This window comes from Pseudomonas sp. GW456-E7 (assembly GCF_059424105.1).
Map to the genome: position 1 here is coordinate 29916 of NZ_JBWKZB010000047.1, position 17194 is coordinate 47109.

A 17194-nucleotide genomic window follows, 5' to 3' on the forward strand; every position below is an offset into this window, starting at 1 on the left:
ACTTCGTAGTCCCACGGGGGCAAGCCCCCTCGCCACAGGAAGTAGCACAAGGAAATTGATCGCTTGTGTTACAGGCCTGGCACGGACGTCAGGTCACCTTTCCAACGGGTCCCCAAGGCCCGTTTTTTTATGCCTGCACCAACCCCACAGCCACCACACCTCTGTAGGAGCTGCCGCAGGCTGCGATCTTTTGATCTTCGGCCACTCCAACTCTGCCAAAAGATCGCAGCCTTCGGCAGCTCCTACAGGGGGGGACCATTTGGAGGGCAGCTCACGCAATGTTTTGCTGGGTATTTCAAATGGCGTGATGCTGGCGGAGATCACGGCGAACCGGGTGCTGGACCAAATATCACCACCTGCACAACGCAACGCCAGGAACTGCCGCGGTTTGCGATCTTTTGATCTCTATTTTCCATCGACTCCGAGAAGATCAAGATCAGAAAATCGCGACCAGCGATAATTCCTACAGGGATTTCCGGGTATTGACGAAGAGGTTCAAACGCCCATTATTTTGTTGGGCTTTATTGAAGGTCATTACTGCTGCAATTGTTGCAAATATATACTTGGCATTGTGAGTGGTTGATATCGCTCCTATATTTCATCAGCTGCTCGCAGTGATTATTTTTTTAACGAGAGCAAAAATAACAAACAAACGTCGCCACTAAACTCGGAAAGGAATTATTCCATGCGAAAATACCACGCAATGTTTAAAGGCCTGCTCCTCGCTGGATTACTCAGTCCACTGGTCAGCCATGGAAAGCAGATGGAGGATAAGACTGATATTCAGGCATTGGCCACATCTCCTCAATGGTTGACAACCAAGGTTTATATAGAGGGAGCCCCGGAAGTAGACGTCAAGGAAAAATATCCGGGTGTTGTTGGGATATCCATGTGGGATCCCGGCCGTAATCGCTATGAATTTTTTTATACCGATACCGGGCAATCAAAGTATGACAATGGCGGCGGCGGTTACTTCCTTGTCACCGGTGACAAAACAACGCATATCCTGGTGCCTGATAAAGGAACGGTCAGAACGGTGGTCAGAAGACTGGAAAAGTTGAATGACGAAGAATTCACCTACTCACGAGAGGTGCCTCGCGACATGGTAGATACCAATGCGCCTGTCCGGATCTATGTGGTCCATGCGCCCTACAGAGGACCTTTAAAGACCTCGATGTCGCACTAAAAGCCTTTCGGCAGTCATTTATTAAGTAGTTATTTCGATACTTCAAGGCGTCCGCGTTAAATGACGCCACTCTGAAGTGGCATCCATAAAAACCCAAAAATAAAAGGTGCAACATGAGTATGAAATTCAGAACGCTATTGATGTCTACGCTACTACTGGCCGGAATATACTCGGCTGGCGCCCATGCACAGCCGACAACGCCTTCGGCGGCAAAAGACGCTATCGCCACGCCAGATAATGCACTCATGCTGACTGTTTTCCTGAAGCACGATCAATCGCGCCCATTGGGGGAGTTGAAAGAGCAACTCGCCAAACAGGATTTTTACAAGGTGTTCCCTCCGGCCGGGGTGGAGGTTGTCAGCTGGAATATAACCATGGGGATAGGACAGGTCATCGTTCTACGCCTGCCTGCCTCGCGTCTCGCCGCGGTCAACCTCGCACTCGAAAACACCGCGTGGGGCAGTTACCGGACAGAATTCTTTCCGACCTATGATTTCAAGGAAATAGCCCTGGCAGAGCAAAAGAAAGTGCGAGAAGCCAAGTCTACCCAGTAATCACAGAGCCAATGCGCAGCGTCTTGAACGTGCAGGATTTACCTCGGCGGCGAACACAATTGCACTTTCCTCAAACGGGCCATTTCTGGCCCGTTTCTTTATGCCTGCACTCATCCCACAGCCACCACACCTCTGTAGGAGCTGCCGCAGGCTGCGATCTTTTGATCTTGATTTTTATCGATGCCGAGAAGATCAAGATCAAAAGATCGCAGCCTTCGGCAGCTCCTACAGGGTGTTTGTGAGGGTTGTTTAATGCCTGTCGGAATCACTTCTTGAAAGCTACAGCGCCTTGCGTCGTTGCCTACAGGTACGCCAGAATCCGCCGGCTTGTGCGCCTTGGACCCCCTCGGTAACTTGATTCGTGTCACTGCCCATCAGTGATCGGGTTTAGTCGCCTGTGGTTACACGAAGCGTGCATGCATTCCAAAAAGTCAGGTCATTTCATGTCTGCACTTGATGGTAGCTGTGCGCAGGGCGCTCTCGGGCGCGCCGGTTTCGTGTCTCCCCGGTCGACTAACCTGCGTACAGCTGCCACCCCCTTGTTTGGTCGCAATTGGGTGACGGCTCCAATTTCTGGAGACTGAATCATGGTCAAACCTTCACCTAATCCCCCCGAAACCGAACGCATCCCCTCACTCGCCGACATCCGCGCCATGCCGCGCAAACCCAGCACCATGTACACCGTCAATCCCGAACTCGATGCCCAAACCCTGCTGGGCGATGCCTGCCAATCGCTGGCCTCGGCGAATGTCATGACACTCGATCTGGCGGACCATACCGAGGGCCCAAGCCGCCACACCCTGCTGGGCATCGCCCAGATCATCATGCTCGGCGAGCTGTCGGTGAACCGTGCACTGGATCGGCTAGACCCACCTGAATAGCTACTGATCTGCAAATGTGAAAACTGTGGGAGCGAGCCTGCTCGCGAAGAGGCCGGCACATACAACATTGTTGTTGCCTGACACTCCGCCTTCGCGAGCAGGCTCGCTCCCACAAGTTATTTTTGATGCCCCAGCCATCATTTCCGCTAGTCCCATTGGACGATGTTGACCCTCCCCGAACCCGTTTGAATAGGCCTTACATAAAGTCTCCCCCGGCGCCAGCCGAAGGGCGGCACCGCCTGAGTAAAACGAGGAGTGCATCCATGGATATCCGCGGTCTGGGTTACGTCACCCTGTTATCCAGCGACCTGGCGCAATGGCGCCACTACGCAAGCCAGGTGCTGGGCATGATGGTCAGCGGCGACGATGAGCTTTTGTACCTGAAAATGGACGAGCGTCATTACCGCGTGCTGGTGCAGAACAGTGCCGAGAACGGCTTCGGTGCCTGCGGCTGGGAAGTGGCCGGCAAGGCGGCGCTGGAGCAGGCGGTCGGCGAGCTGCAACAGGCCGACGTGCAAGTGACCCGTGGCACCCCAGCCGAGGCCGAGCTGCGCAAGGTTCAGGACCTGGTGCACTTCAGCGACCCGGATGGCAATCGCCACGAAATTTTCTGGGGCCCGCTGCAGGACTTCGCTCGTTTCGTCTCGCCGGTGGGCGTCAAAGGTTTTGTCACCAACGACCTCGGCATGGGCCACGTCGTATTGCCAGCACCCGCCTTCGAACGCTGCCGCGACTTCTACGAACAGGTGATGGGTTTTGGCCTTTCGGACCTGATGAAAGTCCGCTTCACCCCGGACCCGGCCGAGCCGCAAAAGCGCATCCACTTCCTGCACTGCAACAACGGCCGCCACCACTCGCTGGCGATTTTCGAGTGCCCGATGCCCCACGGCTGCGTGCATATGATGGTCGAGGTCAACGCGCTGGATGAAGTCGGCCGCGCCCTGGACCGCGTCCACGCCAATGGCGTGAAGCTGTCGGCCACCCTCGGCCAGCACACCAACGACCAGATGATTTCTTTCTATATCAAGACCCCGTCCGGGTTTGACCTGGAGTACGGCTGCGACGGCCTGGTGGTCGACTGGGACCGCCACACGCCGTTCGAAAGCACCGTGGTCAGCCACTGGGGCCACGACTTCAGTGTCGGTCGCCAATGAGGAACAAGACGATGGACAAGCAAATGACCACCGCCGAGATTGTCGGCCAACTGCGTGACGGCATGACCATCGGTATCGGTGGCTGGGGCCCGCGCCGCAAGCCGATGGCGCTGGTGCGCGAAATTCTGCGCTCGGACCTCAAGGAGCTAACTGTTGTTGCATACGGTGGTGCCGATGTCGGCATGCTCTGCGCGGCCGGCAAGATCAAGAAACTGGTGTTCGCCTTCGTTTCCCTGGATTTCATTCCGCTGGAGCCGTACTTCCGCAAGGCGCGTCAGGAAGCGGCGCTGGAAGTGATGGAGATCGACGAAGGCATGCTGCTGCTCGGTCTGCGGGCGGCGGCGATGAATGTGCCATTCATTCCGACCGCCGTGGGCCTGGGCACCGATGTGCTGCGCCACAACCGCCAGATCAAGTTGATCGCCTCGCCGTACGCCGATGGCAAGGACTGGGTGGCCATGCCGGCGCTCAAGCTCGACGCAGCGCTGGTGCATGTCGACCGTGCCGACAAACGCGGCGTGTGCCAGATCAGCGGCCCGGATCATTACATGGACGACCTGTTCGTACGGGCTGCAACCCACAGCTACGTGACCTGCGATGAACTGGTCGACAGCGACTACTTTCATCAGGACAGCGCCCACGCCCATCAAGTGTTCTGGGAACGCAATCTGACTACCGCCGTGGCCCACGTGCCGGGCGGGGCACATCCGTCGTCCTGCGCGCCGCTGTACGGTTTCGATGTCGCGCACTTCAAGGCCTACAACGCCACGGTGCAGGCCGCCGATGGCTGGGAAGGTTACGTGCGCGACTACGTCGACTGCACCCACGAACAGTACCTGGACAAGGTTGGCGGCCTGGCTGCGATCCGTGAACTGCCGTTGCCGATTTTCTAAGGGAGCCTTCCGATGAGCACTACCACTTACAGCCTCGCCGAGCTGATGATCTGCGCCGCCTCTGAAGCCTGGCGCGAAGATGGCGAAGTGTTGGCCACCGGCATCGGCGTGATCCCGCGCCTGGCGGCATCCTTGGCCATGCTCAGCAGCAACCCGCAACTGCTGATGACTGACTCCGAGGCCTACATGGTCGCCGAACCGGTGCCTTTGGGCGCACGCAAGGGCTACGAGCCCAAGCGCGACAGCTGGATGGGTTTCTCGCGGATTTTCGATAACGTCTGGGGCGGCAAGCGCCATGCACTGGTCGGCCCGACCCAGATCGACCGCTTTGGCCAGGCGAACATTTCCTGCATCGGCGACTACGCCAAGCCCAAGGCGCAGATGCTCGGTGTGCGCGGTTTCCCCGGCAACTCGATCAGCCACGCCAACTCGTTTTGCGTGCCGAGCCACAACCGTCGGGTGTTCGTCGAAGGCGAAGTCGATATGGTCGCCTCGGTCGGCTACAACCCGGCCCGCCTGGCGCGGGGCTGGAAGCTGGACGACATCGACATCCGCCTGATCATCACCGACCTCTGCGTCCTGGATTTCCTGGGCCCGCAACGGCAGATGCGCATTCGTTCGCTGCACCCCGGCGTGACGGCGGCGCAGGTCCAGGACAACACCGGCTTCGAGTTGCACGTGCCGGACGACTGCCCGACCACCGCCGCCCCGACCACCGAGCAATTGCAACTGATCCAGCGTCTGGACCCGCACAACCTGCGCGCCCTGCAGCTTAAAGACAACCCGCCAGGCCAGCGCTGAGCGCCCGCGTTTTCGGAGACAAGTGATGGCTGAACATAACGACAAGAACGAGGCCGAGGTGGTCCTGTACGAAGTGCGCGACGCGGTGGCAATCGTCACCATGAACCGTCCCGAGTACCACAACGCACAGAACTCGCAGATGACTTATGCGCTGGACGCGGCGTTTCGCCGGGCCTGCGATGACGATGAAGTGAAGGTCATCGTGTTGCGCGGCGCCGGCAAGCATTTCTCCGCCGGGCATGACATCGGCACCCCGGGCCGCGACGTCGACAAGAGCTTCGATCGCGCCAGCCTGTGGTACGACCATGTGAACAAACCGGGCGGCGAGTTTCTCTATGCCCGGGAGCAGGAAGTCTATCTGGGCATGTGCCGGCGCTGGCGCGAGATGCCCAAGCCGACCATCGCCATGGTCCAGGGCGCGTGCATTGCAGGTGGGCTGATGCTGGCCTGGGTCTGCGACCTGATCGTCGCCAGCGATGATGCGTACTTCGCCGATCCGGTGGTGCGCATGGGCATTCCCGGGGTCGAGTATTTCGCCCACGTGCATGAATTGAACCCGCGCATCGCCAAGGAATTCCTGTTCCTCGGCGAGCGCATGCCGGCACCGCGTGCCTATCAGATGGGCATGCTCAATCGGGTGGTTGCTCGCGACGAGCTGGAACAACAGACCCTCGACATCGCCGGGCGCATCGCCCAGATGCCGCGCCTGGGTCTGCAACTGAGCAAGCAAGCGGTGAACAACGCCGAAGACCTGATGGGCAAGCGCGCGACCATGGACATGGTGTTCGGCCTGCATCACTTCGCCCACGCCCACAACGAACTGGTGTCCGGTGACCGCCTCGGCGGCTACGACGCCAAGGCCATGGCCAGTTCCCAGCGCAAAACGGGCGAGGCGTGAGCATGGCGATTTCGTTGAATACCCGCCTGACCGAACTGCTCGGTTGCCGCTACCCGATCATCCAGACCGCCATGGGCTGGGTCGCTGACCCGAAGCTGGTGGCGGCCACGGGCAATGCCGGTGGTTTCGGCTTTCTCGCCGGTGCGACCATCGAACCGCAGCAGATGGAAGCGGCGATTATCGAAACCCGGCGCCTGACCGATCAGCCGTTCGGCGTGAATTTCCACATGTACCAGGCCAATGCCGGCGAGATCGTCGAGCTGGTGTTGCGCCATAAAGTCCGGGCGGTCAGCTACAGCCGCTCGCCGGGCAAGCAAATGATCGGCCGCCTGAAAGATGCCGGGGTGGTGTGCATTCCCACGGTCGGCGCACTCAAGCATGCGCAGAAAGCCGTGGAAATGGGCGCCGATGCGGTGACGGTACAGGGCGGCGAGGGCGGTGGGCACACCGGTTCCGTGCCGACCTTGATGCTGCTCGATCAAGTGGTCAACGCAGTCTCAGTGCCGGTGGTGGCGGCGGGCGGCTTCAAGGACGGTAAGGGGCTGGTTTCTGCATTGGCCTACGGTGCCGAAGGCATCGCCATGGGCACGCGTTTTCTGATGTGCGCCGACAGCCCGGTGCCGCAGGCGACCCTGGCGCGCTACCTGGCGGTCAAGGACCCGGCGGCGATCATCATCAGCCGCGCCATCGACGGCATGCCGCAACGGATGATCCGCAACGAATTGCTCAACCAGCTGGAAAACAGCGGCGGTCTCAAGCGCCTGTTGCTGGCCTTGCAGAGTGGTCTGGCCTACCGCCGCCACACGGGCATGAGCCTGATGCAACTGCTGACCAGCGCGCTGAAAATGCGCGGCGCCGGAGAGCTGACCGCCGCGCAAAGCATCATGGCCGCCAACGCGCCAATGGTGATCCAGAAAGCCATGGTCGACGGGCAACCGGCCGCGGGCGTGTTGCCTGCCGGACAGATCGCCGCATCCATCGACAGCTTGCCCAGCTGCGCCCAATTGATTGAACAGATCGTCCGCGACGCCGAAGCGCGCCTGGGTGAGCTGTGCCGCCGTGTGTCGTAAGAGGAAAAGACATGAAACCATTTAGTGTCAGCATCGATAACGGCATTGCCGAACTGGTGTTCAACCGGCCGCCGGTCAACGCCTTCAACAACCAGGGCTGGGCGGATATCGCTAGCGAGATCGAGGGCCTGGGCCGTAACAACGACGTGCGGGTGATCGTGATTCGTGCCGAAGGTCGCGGCTTCTGTGCCGGGGTCGATATCAAGGAACTGGCGGCCGACGGCAACCTGATCGTCGCGGTGAACAAGGGCAACTACGACAGCTTCAAGGCCATTCACCGCAACCCGAAACCGGTGATCGTGGCCGTGCACGGCTTCGTCCTGGGTGGCGGCATCGGCATCTGCGGCGCCGCCGACATCATCGTCGCGTCCGAGTGCGCCACCTTCGGCGTGCCGGAAGTGGATCGCGGGGCCATGGGCGGCGGCGCGCATTTGCAGCGCCTGTTCCCGGTGCAGAAGGTCCGCCACATGTACTTCACCGGCGAGCCGATCGACGCCGCCGAGGCTTACCGTCTGGGCGCCGTGGAGCAGGTGGTCAAGCGCGAAGACTTGCGCGAAGCCGCGTTGCAGATCGCCCGCACCATCGCCGCCAAGAGCCCGGGCATGATCAGCCTGGCCAAGGAAGCGCTGACCGGCATCGAAGACGGCAATCTGGAAGACAAATACCGCTGGGAGCAGGGCTTCACCCTCGAAGCCTACCGCTCACTGGACTCTCAGGAAGCACGCGACTCGTTCGTCGAGAAACGCGATGCCCGATTCAACGGCTGAAGGCATACCCATGGACCTGACCTATACCCCGGCCCAGCAGGCCTTTCGCGTTGAGGCGCGGACCTGGCTGGCGGCCAATGTACCGAGTGAACCGCTGCAATCGTTCGACACCGAACAGGGCTTTGCCGAGCACCGCGCCTGGGAAGCCAAACTCAACGAAGGCCGTTGGGGCATGGTCACCTGGCCGACCGAGCTCGGCGGGCGCGGCTGCGACCTGATCGAATGGCTGATTTTCGAAGAGGAATACTACCGTTCCGGGGCGCCGGCACGGGTCAACCAGAACGGTATCTTCCTGCTCGGCCCGACCCTGATGGAGTACGGCAGCTTCGATCAGAAAGCTCGATTCCTGCCGCGCATGGCCACCGGCGAGGACATCTGGGCCCAGGCCTGGTCCGAGCCGGGTGCCGGTTCCGACATGGCGGCGATCCGCTCCAAGGCGGAACGGGTGGGTGACCACTATGTGATCAATGGCCAGAAGACCTGGTCGACCCGCGCCGTGTGGGCCGATTGGGTGTTCGGTATTTTCCGTACCGATCCACAGTCCCAGCGCCATCACGGCCTGACCTTCATCCTGCTGCCGCTGAATACGCCGGGCATCACCGTGCGGCCGATTCCGCAGCTCAATGGCTTGCCGGGCTTTGCCGAAATCTTCTTCGACGACGTCAAGGTGCCGGTGGAAAACGCCCTCGGCGGCGAAGGCATGGGTTGGCACGTGGCGATGTCCACCGCCGGTTTCGAACGCGGTTTGTTGCTGCGCTCGCCTGCGCGTTTCCAGGAAACCGCCAAGCGTCTGGTGCAACTGTACCTGGCCAACCGCGAGCAGGCCGACCGCGACCCGGCCATCGGTGAGGCGGTAATGCGCGCCTGGCTCGATGCCGAGGCCTACACCTTGAGCACCTACATGACCGCCTCGCAACTGGTGCAGGGCGGCAAGATCGGGCCGGAGTCGTCGACCAACAAGATCTTCTGGTCCGAACTCGACCAGCGCATGCACGACACCGCCATGAGCATTCTTGGCCTGCGTGGCGAGCTGCTGCCCCAAGCCCCGGCCGCCGGTGACGTCGGCCATTGGCTGGAAGGTTTCCTGTTTGCCCAGGCCGGGCCGATCTACGCCGGCACCAACGAGATCCAGCGCAACATCATTGCCGAACGCATGCTCGGCATGCCGCGTGCCTGAGGAATAGACCATGGACTTTAGTTTCAGCCGCGACCAACTGCTGTTTCAGGACAACGTCCGCAGCTTCCTGATCAACGAAGTCACCCCGGAGCGCATCCGCGAACTGTGGCAGAGCGACAGCGGGCGCAGTGAGCGACTCTGGGCGCAACTGGTGGAGCTGGGCCTGACCGCGCTGACCGTGCCCGAGGCGCAGGACGGCATGGGCATGAATGAATTGGATTTTGTGCTGATTGCCCAGGAATGCGGTTACGCCGGTCTGCCCGAACCGCTGGTGGACACCATGCTGGTTGGCGTGCCGTTGCTCGCCGCCCTTGATGAGCAACACGCGGCGCTCAAGCAATACTGGTTGGCGCGGGTCGCCGAGGGCAGTGCACGCCTGGCCGTTTCTGAACCGGGTAACCCGCTGGTCAGCGATGCCCATGTTGCCGATCTGCTGTTGCTGGCCCATGGCGACGAGGTACATGCGCTGGAGCGTGATGCCGTTTGCCTGACCCGCAACGAGTCGGTCGACCCGAGCCGTCAACTGTTCCAGGTCGAATGGACGCCGACGCCCGCTACTTGCGTGGCCAGCGGCGAACAAGGACGGCGCTTGTGGGCAGCCGCCTTCAACCGTGGCGCCCTCGCCAGCGCCGCGCAATTGCTGGGGCTGGCCAAACGCATGGTCGACCTGGCGGTGGACTACACCTTCGAGCGCAAGCAGTTCGGCAAGCCGGTCGGCTCGTTCCAGGCGGTCAAGCACTTGATGGCCAACGTCGCGGTACAGATCGAGTTCGCCAAAGGCCCGTTGTACCGCGCCGCTTATGCGCTGGCCGAGCAGCAACCGGGGCAGGACGTGCTGGTGTCCCACGCCAAGCTGGCAACGGCGGAAGCGGCCATGCTGGCGGCGAAGAACACCATCCAGGCCCACGGCGCCATGGGTTACACCTGGGAAGTCGATCTGCATCTGTTCATGAAACGCGCCTGGGCGCTGGACAAGGTCTGGGGCGATCGCGGTCGTCACAAAGGACGGATTCGCGCGGCGTTGTTTGACGGCACCCCAGAGCTGGGTGCGGGCAGTACTTTCTAAACAGTCAGTAAGGGTGACGAAATCCCTGTAGGAGCGGGCTTGCTCGCGAAGAGGCCGGCACATTCAACAGGTATGTTGCCTGACCCACCGCTTTCGCGAGCAAGCCCGCTCCCACAGGTTATCAGCGCCTGATCTTAATTTTTATACCGAGGTAGACCATGCCTGAAGCCTATATCGTCGACGCCTTGCGCACGCCCACCGGGCGGCGCAAGGGTGGTTTGAGCCAGATCCACGCCGCCGACCTGGGCGCGCATGTATTGCGCGCACTGGTCGAGCGCAACGCCATTCCCGACGAGGATTACGACGACGTGATCTTCGGCTGTGTCGACACCATCGGCCCGCTGGCCGGTGACATTGCCCGCACCAGTTGGCTGGCGGCCGGCCTGTCGCAATCGGTGCCGGGCACCACCATCGATCGCCAGTGCGGTTCGTCCCAGCAAGCGGTGCACTTCGCCGCCCAGGCGGTGATGAGTGGCACTCAGGACGTGGTCATCGCCGGTGGCGTGCAGACCATGACCCAGATCCCGATTTCCTCGGCGATGATCGCTGCCGAGCCCTTGGGCTTCACCGATCCGTTCAGCGGCTCCGAAGGCTGGGTGCGGCGCTACGGCGCGCAACCACCGACGCAGTTCCGTTCGGCGCAGATGATCGCCGAAAAGTGGGACCTGTCCCGGGTGCAGCTCGAAGCCTATTCGCTGGAATCCCATCGACGGGCCCTGCAGGCCATCGAGCAAGGTCGCTTCAATCGCGAGATCGTGCCGTTGGCCGGTGTGCTGCATGACGAAACCCCGCGCCAGACCAGCCTGGAAAAAATGGCCGAGCTGGAATTCCTGTTCGGCTGCGACCGGGTCACCGCCGCGGTATCGAGCCAGACCTGCGACGCGGCCAGCGCGATGCTGATCGTCTCCGAAGCGGCGCTCAAGCGTTACGGCCTGACGCCACGGGCACGCATCCATCACCTGAGCGTGCGCGCCGAAGACCCGATCTGGATGCTCACTGCGCCTATCCCGGCCACGGCCTACGCGCTCAAGCGTGCGGGGATGAAACTGGAAGACATCGACCGGGTGGAGATCAACGAGGCCTTCGCTTCGGTGGCCATGGCCTGGTTGAAAGAGACCGGCTATCCCCACGAACAGACCAACGTCAACGGCGGCGCGATTGCCCTCGGCCATCCGCTGGGCGCCACCGGCACCCGCTTGATGTGCACCTTGCTGCATGAACTGGAACGCAGCGGCGGACGCTTCGGTATGCAGACCATGTGCGAAGGCGGTGGGCAGGCCAATGTGACCATCATCGAGCGCTTGTAAATCAGGATGTACACCGATCCTGTAGGAGCGAGCCTGCTCGCGATGGACTCAAGAACGACGCGGTTATTCAGATACCCCGCGTATTCGTTAACGACCATCGCGAGCAGGCTCGCTCCTACAGGGAATTGTGTCGATTAGTGATGAAATTGAAGGATGAACAACATGAAAATCTGTGAAAACCGCGTCGTGATCATCACCGGTGCCGGCGGTGGCCTGGGCCGCGCCTATGCGCTGGCCTTCGCCGCCGAAGGCGCGAAGGTGGTGGTCAACGACATCAACCGCGAAGCGGCCCTGGCCGTGGTCGGCGAAATCCTCGGCCAGGGCGGCAGTGCCGTGGCCAACAGCGACGACATCACCCGTTATGACTCGGCAGGGCTGATCGTGCGCCAGGCCATCGAAACCTTTGGCGACCTGAATGTGGTGGTCAACAACGCCGGCATCTGCCGCGACCGCATGTTCGCCAGCCTCAGCGAAGCCGACTGGGACGCGGTGGTGGCGGTGCACCTCAAGGGCCACTTCTGCATTTCCAGCCACGCCGTGAAGTACTGGCGTGAGCAGGCCAAGGGTGGCGCCAGGGTCGATGCGCGGATCATCAACACCAGTTCCGGCGCCGGTTTGCAGGGTTCCATTGGCCAGTCCAACTACGCGGCGGCCAAGGGCGGTATTGCCTCGCTGACGCTGGTGCAGGCGGCTGAACTGCGCCGCTACGGGATCACCGCCAACGCCCTGGCGCCGGCCGCGCGGACCGGGATGACCGAGCAGGTGTTCGCCGACACCATGAAAAAGCCTGAAGAGGGCTTCGATTATTTCGCCCCGGAAAACGTCGCGCCGCTGGTGGTGTGGCTGGGTTCCGAGGCGTCCGCCGAGGTGACCGGGCAGATGTTCGAAGTCGAGGGCGGCAAGTTGTCGATCGCCGATGGCTGGCGCCGTGGCCCGCAACTGGATCGCCAGGGCCGCTGGGCGGTGGGCGAGATGGGCGATGCCGTCGCACAGCTTGTGGCTCAGGCTGTTCCGGCAGCCAAAGTGTACGGCAGCTGAAAAAGACCGGTCTCAGATGGGCGGCACGCGGCTATAATCGGCCAAAATCGAACCCCTGTGGGAGCGAGCTTGCTCCGGGCGGCGTTCCGACGATGGACTCCAGCGCAACGCGTGTATTCAGACAGAACGCGTTATCGTTCACGTCCATCGCGAGCAAGCTCGCTCCCACAGGTTTCCCGCGATCCTCCCGTCACCACACGAGACCTGCCATGACCATTTCCCTGTACGACGCTTCCGTGCCTGTTTTCCAGCAAATGCTCAACGCCCTGAGCGATGTACTGAAAAAGGCCGAGGCTCACGCCACCGAAAAAAACATCGACCCTAACGCCTTCCTGCAAGCGCGCCTGTTCCCGGACATGTTCCCGCTGGTGCGCCAGGTGCAGATCGCCGTTGATTTCGCCAAGGGCGTTTCTTCGCGTCTGGCTGAAGTTGAAGTGCCGAAGTACGACGACACCGAAACCACTTTCGCCGAACTGCAAGCGCTGCTGAGCAAAGTTCTGGCTTACATCGGCGAGTTCACGCCGGAGCAGATCAACGGCAAGGAAGGCATCGAGATCGTTACCCGTCCGGGCACGCCGAAAGAGAAGCGCTTCAGTGGCCAAGCCTACCTGCTGACCTACGGCCTGCCGCAGTTCTTCTTCCACGTCACCACCACTTATGCACTGCTGCGCCACAATGGCGTGGAAGTGGGCAAGCGCGACTACATGGGCGCGTTCTAAACCGTCCAGGTACAAAAAAGCCCCCGCAACCTGAGGCTGCGGGGGCTTTTTCATATTTCAGCATTCTTCACTTCACCACAACCCCCTGTGGGAGCGAGCCTGCTCGCGAAAGCGGTGTATCAGTCAATGGTTACGTTGAGGCTGACGGCCCCTTCGCGAGCAGGCTCGCTCCCACAAGTTTTGCGGTGTTAGTCAGGCCGCGTGTTGGGCCTTCTGTTCTTCACCCAGGCAAGCCGCCGCCGTGAACAGCACATCGGTGGACGAGTTCAGCGCGGTTTCCGCCGAGTCCTGCAACACGCCGATGATGAAACCGACCGCCACCACCTGCATGGCGATTTCGCTCGGGATGCCGAACAGGCTGCAGGCCAGCGGAATCAGCAACAGCGAACCACCGGCCACACCCGAAGCGCCACAGGCGCAGATCGCCGCGACCACGCTCAGCAGGATCGCGGTCGGAATGTCCACGGCGATGCCCAGAGTGTGCACGGCCGCCAGGGTCAGCACGGTGATGGTGATCGCAGCACCCGCCATGTTGATCGTCGCGCCCAGCGGGATCGATACCGAGTAGGTGTCTTCGTGCAGGCCCAGGCGCTTGCTCAGTTCCAAGTTGACCGGAATGTTCGCCGCCGAACTGCGGGTGAAGAATGCGGTGATGCCGCTTTCGCGCAGGCAGGTCAGCACCAGCGGGTACGGGTTGCGGCGCAGTTTCCAGAAGACAATGATCGGGTTCATCACCAGTGCCACGAACAGCATGCAGCCCAGCAGCACGGCCAGCAGGTGCGCATAGCCGATCAAGGCGCCGAAGCCGGAGGTGGCGAGGGTCGAGGCCACCAGGCCGAAGATCCCCAGCGGGGCGAAGCTGATCACCAGACGCACGATCACGGTCACGCCGTTGGACAGGTCGCCCAGTACTTCGCGGGTGGTGTCGCCGGCATGACGGATGGCGATGCCCATGCCGATGGCCCACGCCAGGATGCCGATGAAATTGGCGTTCATCAGCGCGCTGACCGGATTGTCGACCACACTCAGCAACAGGCTTTGCAGCACTTCGCCAATCCCGCCCGGTGCTGTGACCGCGACGTCCTGGGTCGACAGCACGAGGCTCGACGGGAACGTCATGCTGGCAACCACCGCGACCACGGCGGCGGCGAAAGTGCCCAGCAGATACAGGAACAGAATCGGCCGGATGTGGGTTTCCTGGCCGTGCTTGTGGTTGGCAATCGACGCCATGACCAGCACGAACACCAGAATCGGCGCGACGGCTTTCAGCGCCGAGACAAACACTTTGCCGATGAACGCCGTGGATTTGGCCACGTCGGGGGCAAACAGGGCCAGGGCAATACCGGCGATCAGGCCGATCACGATCTGCGTGACCAGGCTCAAGCGTTTAAGGCGGTGCAATAGAGAAGGGGATGAAGCAGTCATAAAACAGCATCTCTGATTTTTATTAATGCATGGTTTCGCAGGTTTGCGGCAACAAACAGGGCAGGCCACAGGCAGGAAACCGAGAAGGAAACACAGGGATCAATGTCTTTTAAGGTGTTGAACGTCGCATTTCTTGTGGGAGCGAGCTTGCTCGCGATGACGGTGGCACAGTCCATAGTTGCGTTGTCTGACAGTCCGCCATCGCGAGCAAGCTCGCTCCCACAGGTTTTGCCCTTAAATAATCGGCATTAACCACAGGGTGTACTTTTTTCAGGGCGCGGACTTTATCACAGCGCAGGTACGATCCTTCAGACCTGTGACGAACTGACGCCCTGGTCTTCAACGCGAATTGCAGGTTCGTGCAACCGCATCCGAAAACACTCTGTTAAGATTCGCCATCCTCATTTTCATGTCTGCCAGTGGGCCTTCGGGCTATCGCTGGTGTCGTCGTTTTCTGGAGTTGTGCATGCGGTTGTTGCCCATTCTTCTGTTGTCTGCCGCCGGTTTCACGGTGCTGACCACGGAATTCATCATCGTTGGCCTGTTGCCGGCGATCGCCAGGGACCTGGAGGTCAGCATCCCGCAGGCCGGTTTGCTGGTGACCTTGTTCGCGTTCACCGTGGCCGCGTTCGGGCCGTTCCTCACCGCGTACTTCGCCCGCTTCGAGCGGCGCAAGCTGTTCATCTCGGTGCTGATCCTGTTTGGCCTGGCCAATACGCTGGCGGCGCTGGCGCCGAACATCTGGGTGATGGCGTTTGCCCGGTTGATCCCGGCGCTGGGGCTGCCGGTGTTCTGGGCGCTGGCCAGCGAGACGGCGGTGGACATCGTCGGGCCGGATTACGCCGGTCGCGCCATTGCCAAGATCGGCTTCGGCATCGTCTGCGCCACGGTGTTCGGCATTCCGGTGGGCACGCTGATTTCCGATGCGTTCGGCTGGCGCAGTGCCTTTGCGATTCTGGCGGTCATCGCCTTTGCCAAGGCGCTGCTGCTGTTTATCTATCTGCCCAGGACCAACCTGCACCAGCATCAGGTGAGCTTCCTGTCGCAGTTCAAGATCCTGCGCAGCCCGCTGATGCTCGGTCATGTGCTGTTGTCGGTGATCGTGTTCAGCGGCATGTTCACGGCCTATACCTATCTGGCCGACATCCTCGAGCGTCTGGCCGGCTTCAACGGCACCGTGGTCGGCTGGTGCCTGATGGGCTTCGGCGCGGTCGGGTTGATCGGTAACTCCCTGGGCGGCCGGGCAGTGGATCGGCATCCGCTAATGGCGTCGATGATGTTCTGCGCGTTCATGATTGCCGGCCTGGTGGCGCTGGTGCCGAACATCCATTCGCCGCTCGGTCTGGCGGCGGCGATGGGCATCTGGGGCGTGACTCAGGCGGCGTTGTTCCTGGTCAGCCATGTGCGCCTGATGAAAGCCGCGCCCGAAGCGCCGGCATTTGCCGCGTCGCTGAACATCGCCGGGGCCAACCTCGGCATCGGCCTGGGCGCAATGATCGGTGGCCGGGTGATCGACAGCGTCGGCCTGCAAGGCCTTGGCTTTGCCGCCGCCGCTTTCATCCTGGCTTCGATCCTGCTGGCCATCGCCCTGATGACGTTCAAGCCGCGCGAAGCGGTTACAGCGCTGTAAACAGCTCGCGTCGGGCACCTTCGGTAATGGCGACAATGCCGGGGTGCTTGACCTTGCGCTCCACTGAGATGGCATAGAACGACTCGCTCACCGCGTCGGTCTGGCCGATCACTTGCACGCCATACTGGCGTTGCACTTCATCGGCAATCACGCTCGGGCCGATGAAGATCCCGCTGCCGGATTGGCCGAAGGCCTGCATCAGGGCGCTGTCGTCGAACTCGCCGACAATCTGCGGTTGAATCTGCTGCTCGGCGAACCAGCGCTGCAAACGGCTGCGCACCACGGTTTCCGGGCCGGGAATCAGCAGCGGCGCGCCGTGCAGGTTGCGCGGGAAGTCCTGACCGAAACGTGCCGCCAGCTCAGGGGTGGCGAAGAAGCTGATCCCGCACTCACCCAGTTTCTGGCTGTAGCCCTTGATGTCCAGGTGCGACGGCATCGGGCTGTCGGAGATCACCAGGTCCAGGCGCTGGATCGCCAGGTCGGCCAACAAACGTTCAAGCTTGTCTTCGCGGCAGGTGATGCGCAGCGGTTCGCTCAACTCCATGGTGGGTGCGATCAGGCGATAGACGATGGACTTGGGCACCACGTCGGCCACGCCGACACGAAACAGAATCTGCTGCTCATTGGG

General features: G+C 61.3%; 17 protein-coding genes and 1 pseudogene. 16 read left to right on the forward strand and 2 right to left on the reverse strand.

Annotation, left to right across the window (positions count from 1 at the left end; all coding sequences use genetic code 11):
• Window positions 1–253: 253 nt before the first annotated feature.
• The 15 genes and pseudogenes from AC07YV_RS24295 to AC07YV_RS24365 form a co-directional block, all read left to right on the forward strand.
• A pseudogene (locus tag AC07YV_RS24295) lies at window positions 254–358 on the forward strand (DUF6124 family protein); the annotation flags it as partial.
• 327 nt (window positions 359–685) lie between these two features.
• Window positions 686–1186, forward strand: coding sequence for a DUF4822 domain-containing protein (locus AC07YV_RS24300; RefSeq protein WP_102702617.1), 501 nt, complete (start codon window positions 686–688; stop codon window positions 1184–1186).
• 119 nt (window positions 1187–1305) lie between these two features.
• The gene (locus AC07YV_RS24305) at window positions 1306–1740 is read left to right on the forward strand and encodes a hypothetical protein (RefSeq protein ID WP_015094278.1); all 435 of its coding nucleotides are present in this window, start codon (window positions 1306–1308) and stop codon (window positions 1738–1740) included.
• 587 nt (window positions 1741–2327) lie between these two features.
• Entirely contained in the window at window positions 2328–2621 is a 294-nt protein-coding gene (locus AC07YV_RS24310; protein ID WP_095967402.1) for a DUF6124 family protein, read from the forward strand.
• 263 nt (window positions 2622–2884) lie between these two features.
• Window positions 2885–3775 carry a VOC family protein gene (locus AC07YV_RS24315; protein ID WP_102702618.1) on the forward strand — a complete coding sequence of 297 codons (891 nt, stop codon included), beginning with the start codon at window positions 2885–2887 and terminating at the stop codon, window positions 3773–3775.
• Between the two features lie 11 nt (window positions 3776–3786).
• Complete coding sequence (locus AC07YV_RS24320; RefSeq protein ID WP_102702619.1) at window positions 3787–4668, forward strand: CoA transferase subunit A; 882 nt, start codon at window positions 3787–3789, stop codon at window positions 4666–4668.
• A gap of 12 nt (window positions 4669–4680) precedes the next feature.
• Window positions 4681–5469, forward strand: coding sequence for a CoA-transferase subunit beta (locus AC07YV_RS24325; protein WP_102702620.1), 789 nt, complete (start codon window positions 4681–4683; stop codon window positions 5467–5469).
• 25 nt (window positions 5470–5494) lie between these two features.
• Window positions 5495–6367 (forward strand): enoyl-CoA hydratase, encoded by an 873-nt coding sequence (locus AC07YV_RS24330; protein WP_102702621.1) that lies wholly within the window; start codon window positions 5495–5497, stop codon window positions 6365–6367.
• 2 nt (window positions 6368–6369) lie between these two features.
• Window positions 6370–7437 (forward strand): NAD(P)H-dependent flavin oxidoreductase, encoded by a 1068-nt coding sequence (locus tag AC07YV_RS24335; RefSeq protein ID WP_102702622.1) that lies wholly within the window; start codon window positions 6370–6372, stop codon window positions 7435–7437.
• Window positions 7438–7448: 11 nt separating this feature from the next.
• On the forward strand, window positions 7449–8204 hold the full coding sequence (locus AC07YV_RS24340) for an enoyl-CoA hydratase family protein (RefSeq protein WP_102702623.1): 756 nt from the start codon (window positions 7449–7451) through the stop codon (window positions 8202–8204).
• Window positions 8205–8214: 10 nt separating this feature from the next.
• Window positions 8215–9381, forward strand: coding sequence for an acyl-CoA dehydrogenase family protein (locus tag AC07YV_RS24345; RefSeq protein WP_102702624.1), 1167 nt, complete (start codon window positions 8215–8217; stop codon window positions 9379–9381).
• A 10-nt stretch (window positions 9382–9391) separates the two neighbouring features.
• Entirely contained in the window at window positions 9392–10447 is a 1056-nt protein-coding gene (locus tag AC07YV_RS24350) for an acyl-CoA dehydrogenase family protein (RefSeq protein ID WP_102702625.1), read from the forward strand.
• Window positions 10448–10605: 158 nt separating this feature from the next.
• Window positions 10606–11754 carry an acetyl-CoA C-acetyltransferase gene (locus AC07YV_RS24355; protein ID WP_102702626.1) on the forward strand — a complete coding sequence of 383 codons (1149 nt, stop codon included), beginning with the start codon at window positions 10606–10608 and terminating at the stop codon, window positions 11752–11754.
• 162 nt (window positions 11755–11916) lie between these two features.
• The gene (locus AC07YV_RS24360) at window positions 11917–12792 is read left to right on the forward strand and encodes an SDR family oxidoreductase (protein WP_102702627.1); all 876 of its coding nucleotides are present in this window, start codon (window positions 11917–11919) and stop codon (window positions 12790–12792) included.
• A gap of 209 nt (window positions 12793–13001) precedes the next feature.
• Window positions 13002–13511 (forward strand): DUF1993 domain-containing protein, encoded by a 510-nt coding sequence (locus tag AC07YV_RS24365; RefSeq protein WP_007977144.1) that lies wholly within the window; start codon window positions 13002–13004, stop codon window positions 13509–13511.
• Between the two features lie 192 nt (window positions 13512–13703).
• Here the strand turns inward: AC07YV_RS24365 and sstT are convergent, their stop codons facing one another.
• A complete protein-coding gene (sstT, locus tag AC07YV_RS24370) occupies window positions 13704–14936 on the reverse strand; it encodes a serine/threonine transporter SstT (RefSeq protein WP_102702628.1) in 1233 nt (410 codons plus the stop codon).
• A gap of 466 nt (window positions 14937–15402) precedes the next feature.
• Between sstT and AC07YV_RS24375 the strand changes: the two genes are divergently transcribed.
• Entirely contained in the window at window positions 15403–16566 is a 1164-nt protein-coding gene (locus AC07YV_RS24375) for an MFS transporter (protein ID WP_102702629.1), read from the forward strand.
• Here the strand turns inward: AC07YV_RS24375 and AC07YV_RS24380 are convergent.
• Window positions 16553–17194, reverse strand: a 642-nt coding sequence (locus AC07YV_RS24380) for a LysR substrate-binding domain-containing protein (protein WP_102702630.1), incomplete at its 5' end; no start/stop codon positions are given. The two genes, AC07YV_RS24375 and AC07YV_RS24380, sit on opposite strands and share 14 nt — an antisense overlap.

Excerpts from the sequence above, each read along its gene's own strand:
- AC07YV_RS24335 (WP_102702622.1), top strand. The coding sequence starts at position 6,370 with ATGGCGATTTCGTTGAATACCCGCCTGACCGAACTGCTCGGTTGCCGC.
- AC07YV_RS24310 (WP_095967402.1), top strand. The coding sequence starts at position 2,328 with ATGGTCAAACCTTCACCTAATCCCCCCGAAACCGAACGCATCCCCTCA.
- AC07YV_RS24355 (WP_102702626.1), top strand. The coding sequence starts at position 10,606 with ATGCCTGAAGCCTATATCGTCGACGCCTTGCGCACGCCCACCGGGCGG.
- sstT (WP_102702628.1), bottom strand. The coding sequence starts at position 14,936 with ATGACTGCTTCATCCCCTTCTCTATTGCACCGCCTTAAACGCTTGAGC.
- AC07YV_RS24375 (WP_102702629.1), top strand. The coding sequence starts at position 15,403 with ATGCGGTTGTTGCCCATTCTTCTGTTGTCTGCCGCCGGTTTCACGGTG.
- AC07YV_RS24350 (WP_102702625.1), top strand. The coding sequence starts at position 9,392 with ATGGACTTTAGTTTCAGCCGCGACCAACTGCTGTTTCAGGACAACGTC.
- AC07YV_RS24365 (WP_007977144.1), top strand. The coding sequence starts at position 13,002 with ATGACCATTTCCCTGTACGACGCTTCCGTGCCTGTTTTCCAGCAAATG.
- AC07YV_RS24315 (WP_102702618.1), top strand. The coding sequence starts at position 2,885 with ATGGATATCCGCGGTCTGGGTTACGTCACCCTGTTATCCAGCGACCTG.
- AC07YV_RS24305 (WP_015094278.1), top strand. The coding sequence starts at position 1,306 with ATGAAATTCAGAACGCTATTGATGTCTACGCTACTACTGGCCGGAATA.
- AC07YV_RS24330 (WP_102702621.1), top strand. The coding sequence starts at position 5,495 with ATGGCTGAACATAACGACAAGAACGAGGCCGAGGTGGTCCTGTACGAA.
- AC07YV_RS24340 (WP_102702623.1), top strand. The coding sequence starts at position 7,449 with ATGAAACCATTTAGTGTCAGCATCGATAACGGCATTGCCGAACTGGTG.
- AC07YV_RS24320 (WP_102702619.1), top strand. The coding sequence starts at position 3,787 with ATGGACAAGCAAATGACCACCGCCGAGATTGTCGGCCAACTGCGTGAC.
- AC07YV_RS24300 (WP_102702617.1), top strand. The coding sequence starts at position 686 with ATGCGAAAATACCACGCAATGTTTAAAGGCCTGCTCCTCGCTGGATTA.
- AC07YV_RS24360 (WP_102702627.1), top strand. The coding sequence starts at position 11,917 with ATGAAAATCTGTGAAAACCGCGTCGTGATCATCACCGGTGCCGGCGGT.
- AC07YV_RS24345 (WP_102702624.1), top strand. The coding sequence starts at position 8,215 with ATGGACCTGACCTATACCCCGGCCCAGCAGGCCTTTCGCGTTGAGGCG.
- AC07YV_RS24325 (WP_102702620.1), top strand. The coding sequence starts at position 4,681 with ATGAGCACTACCACTTACAGCCTCGCCGAGCTGATGATCTGCGCCGCC.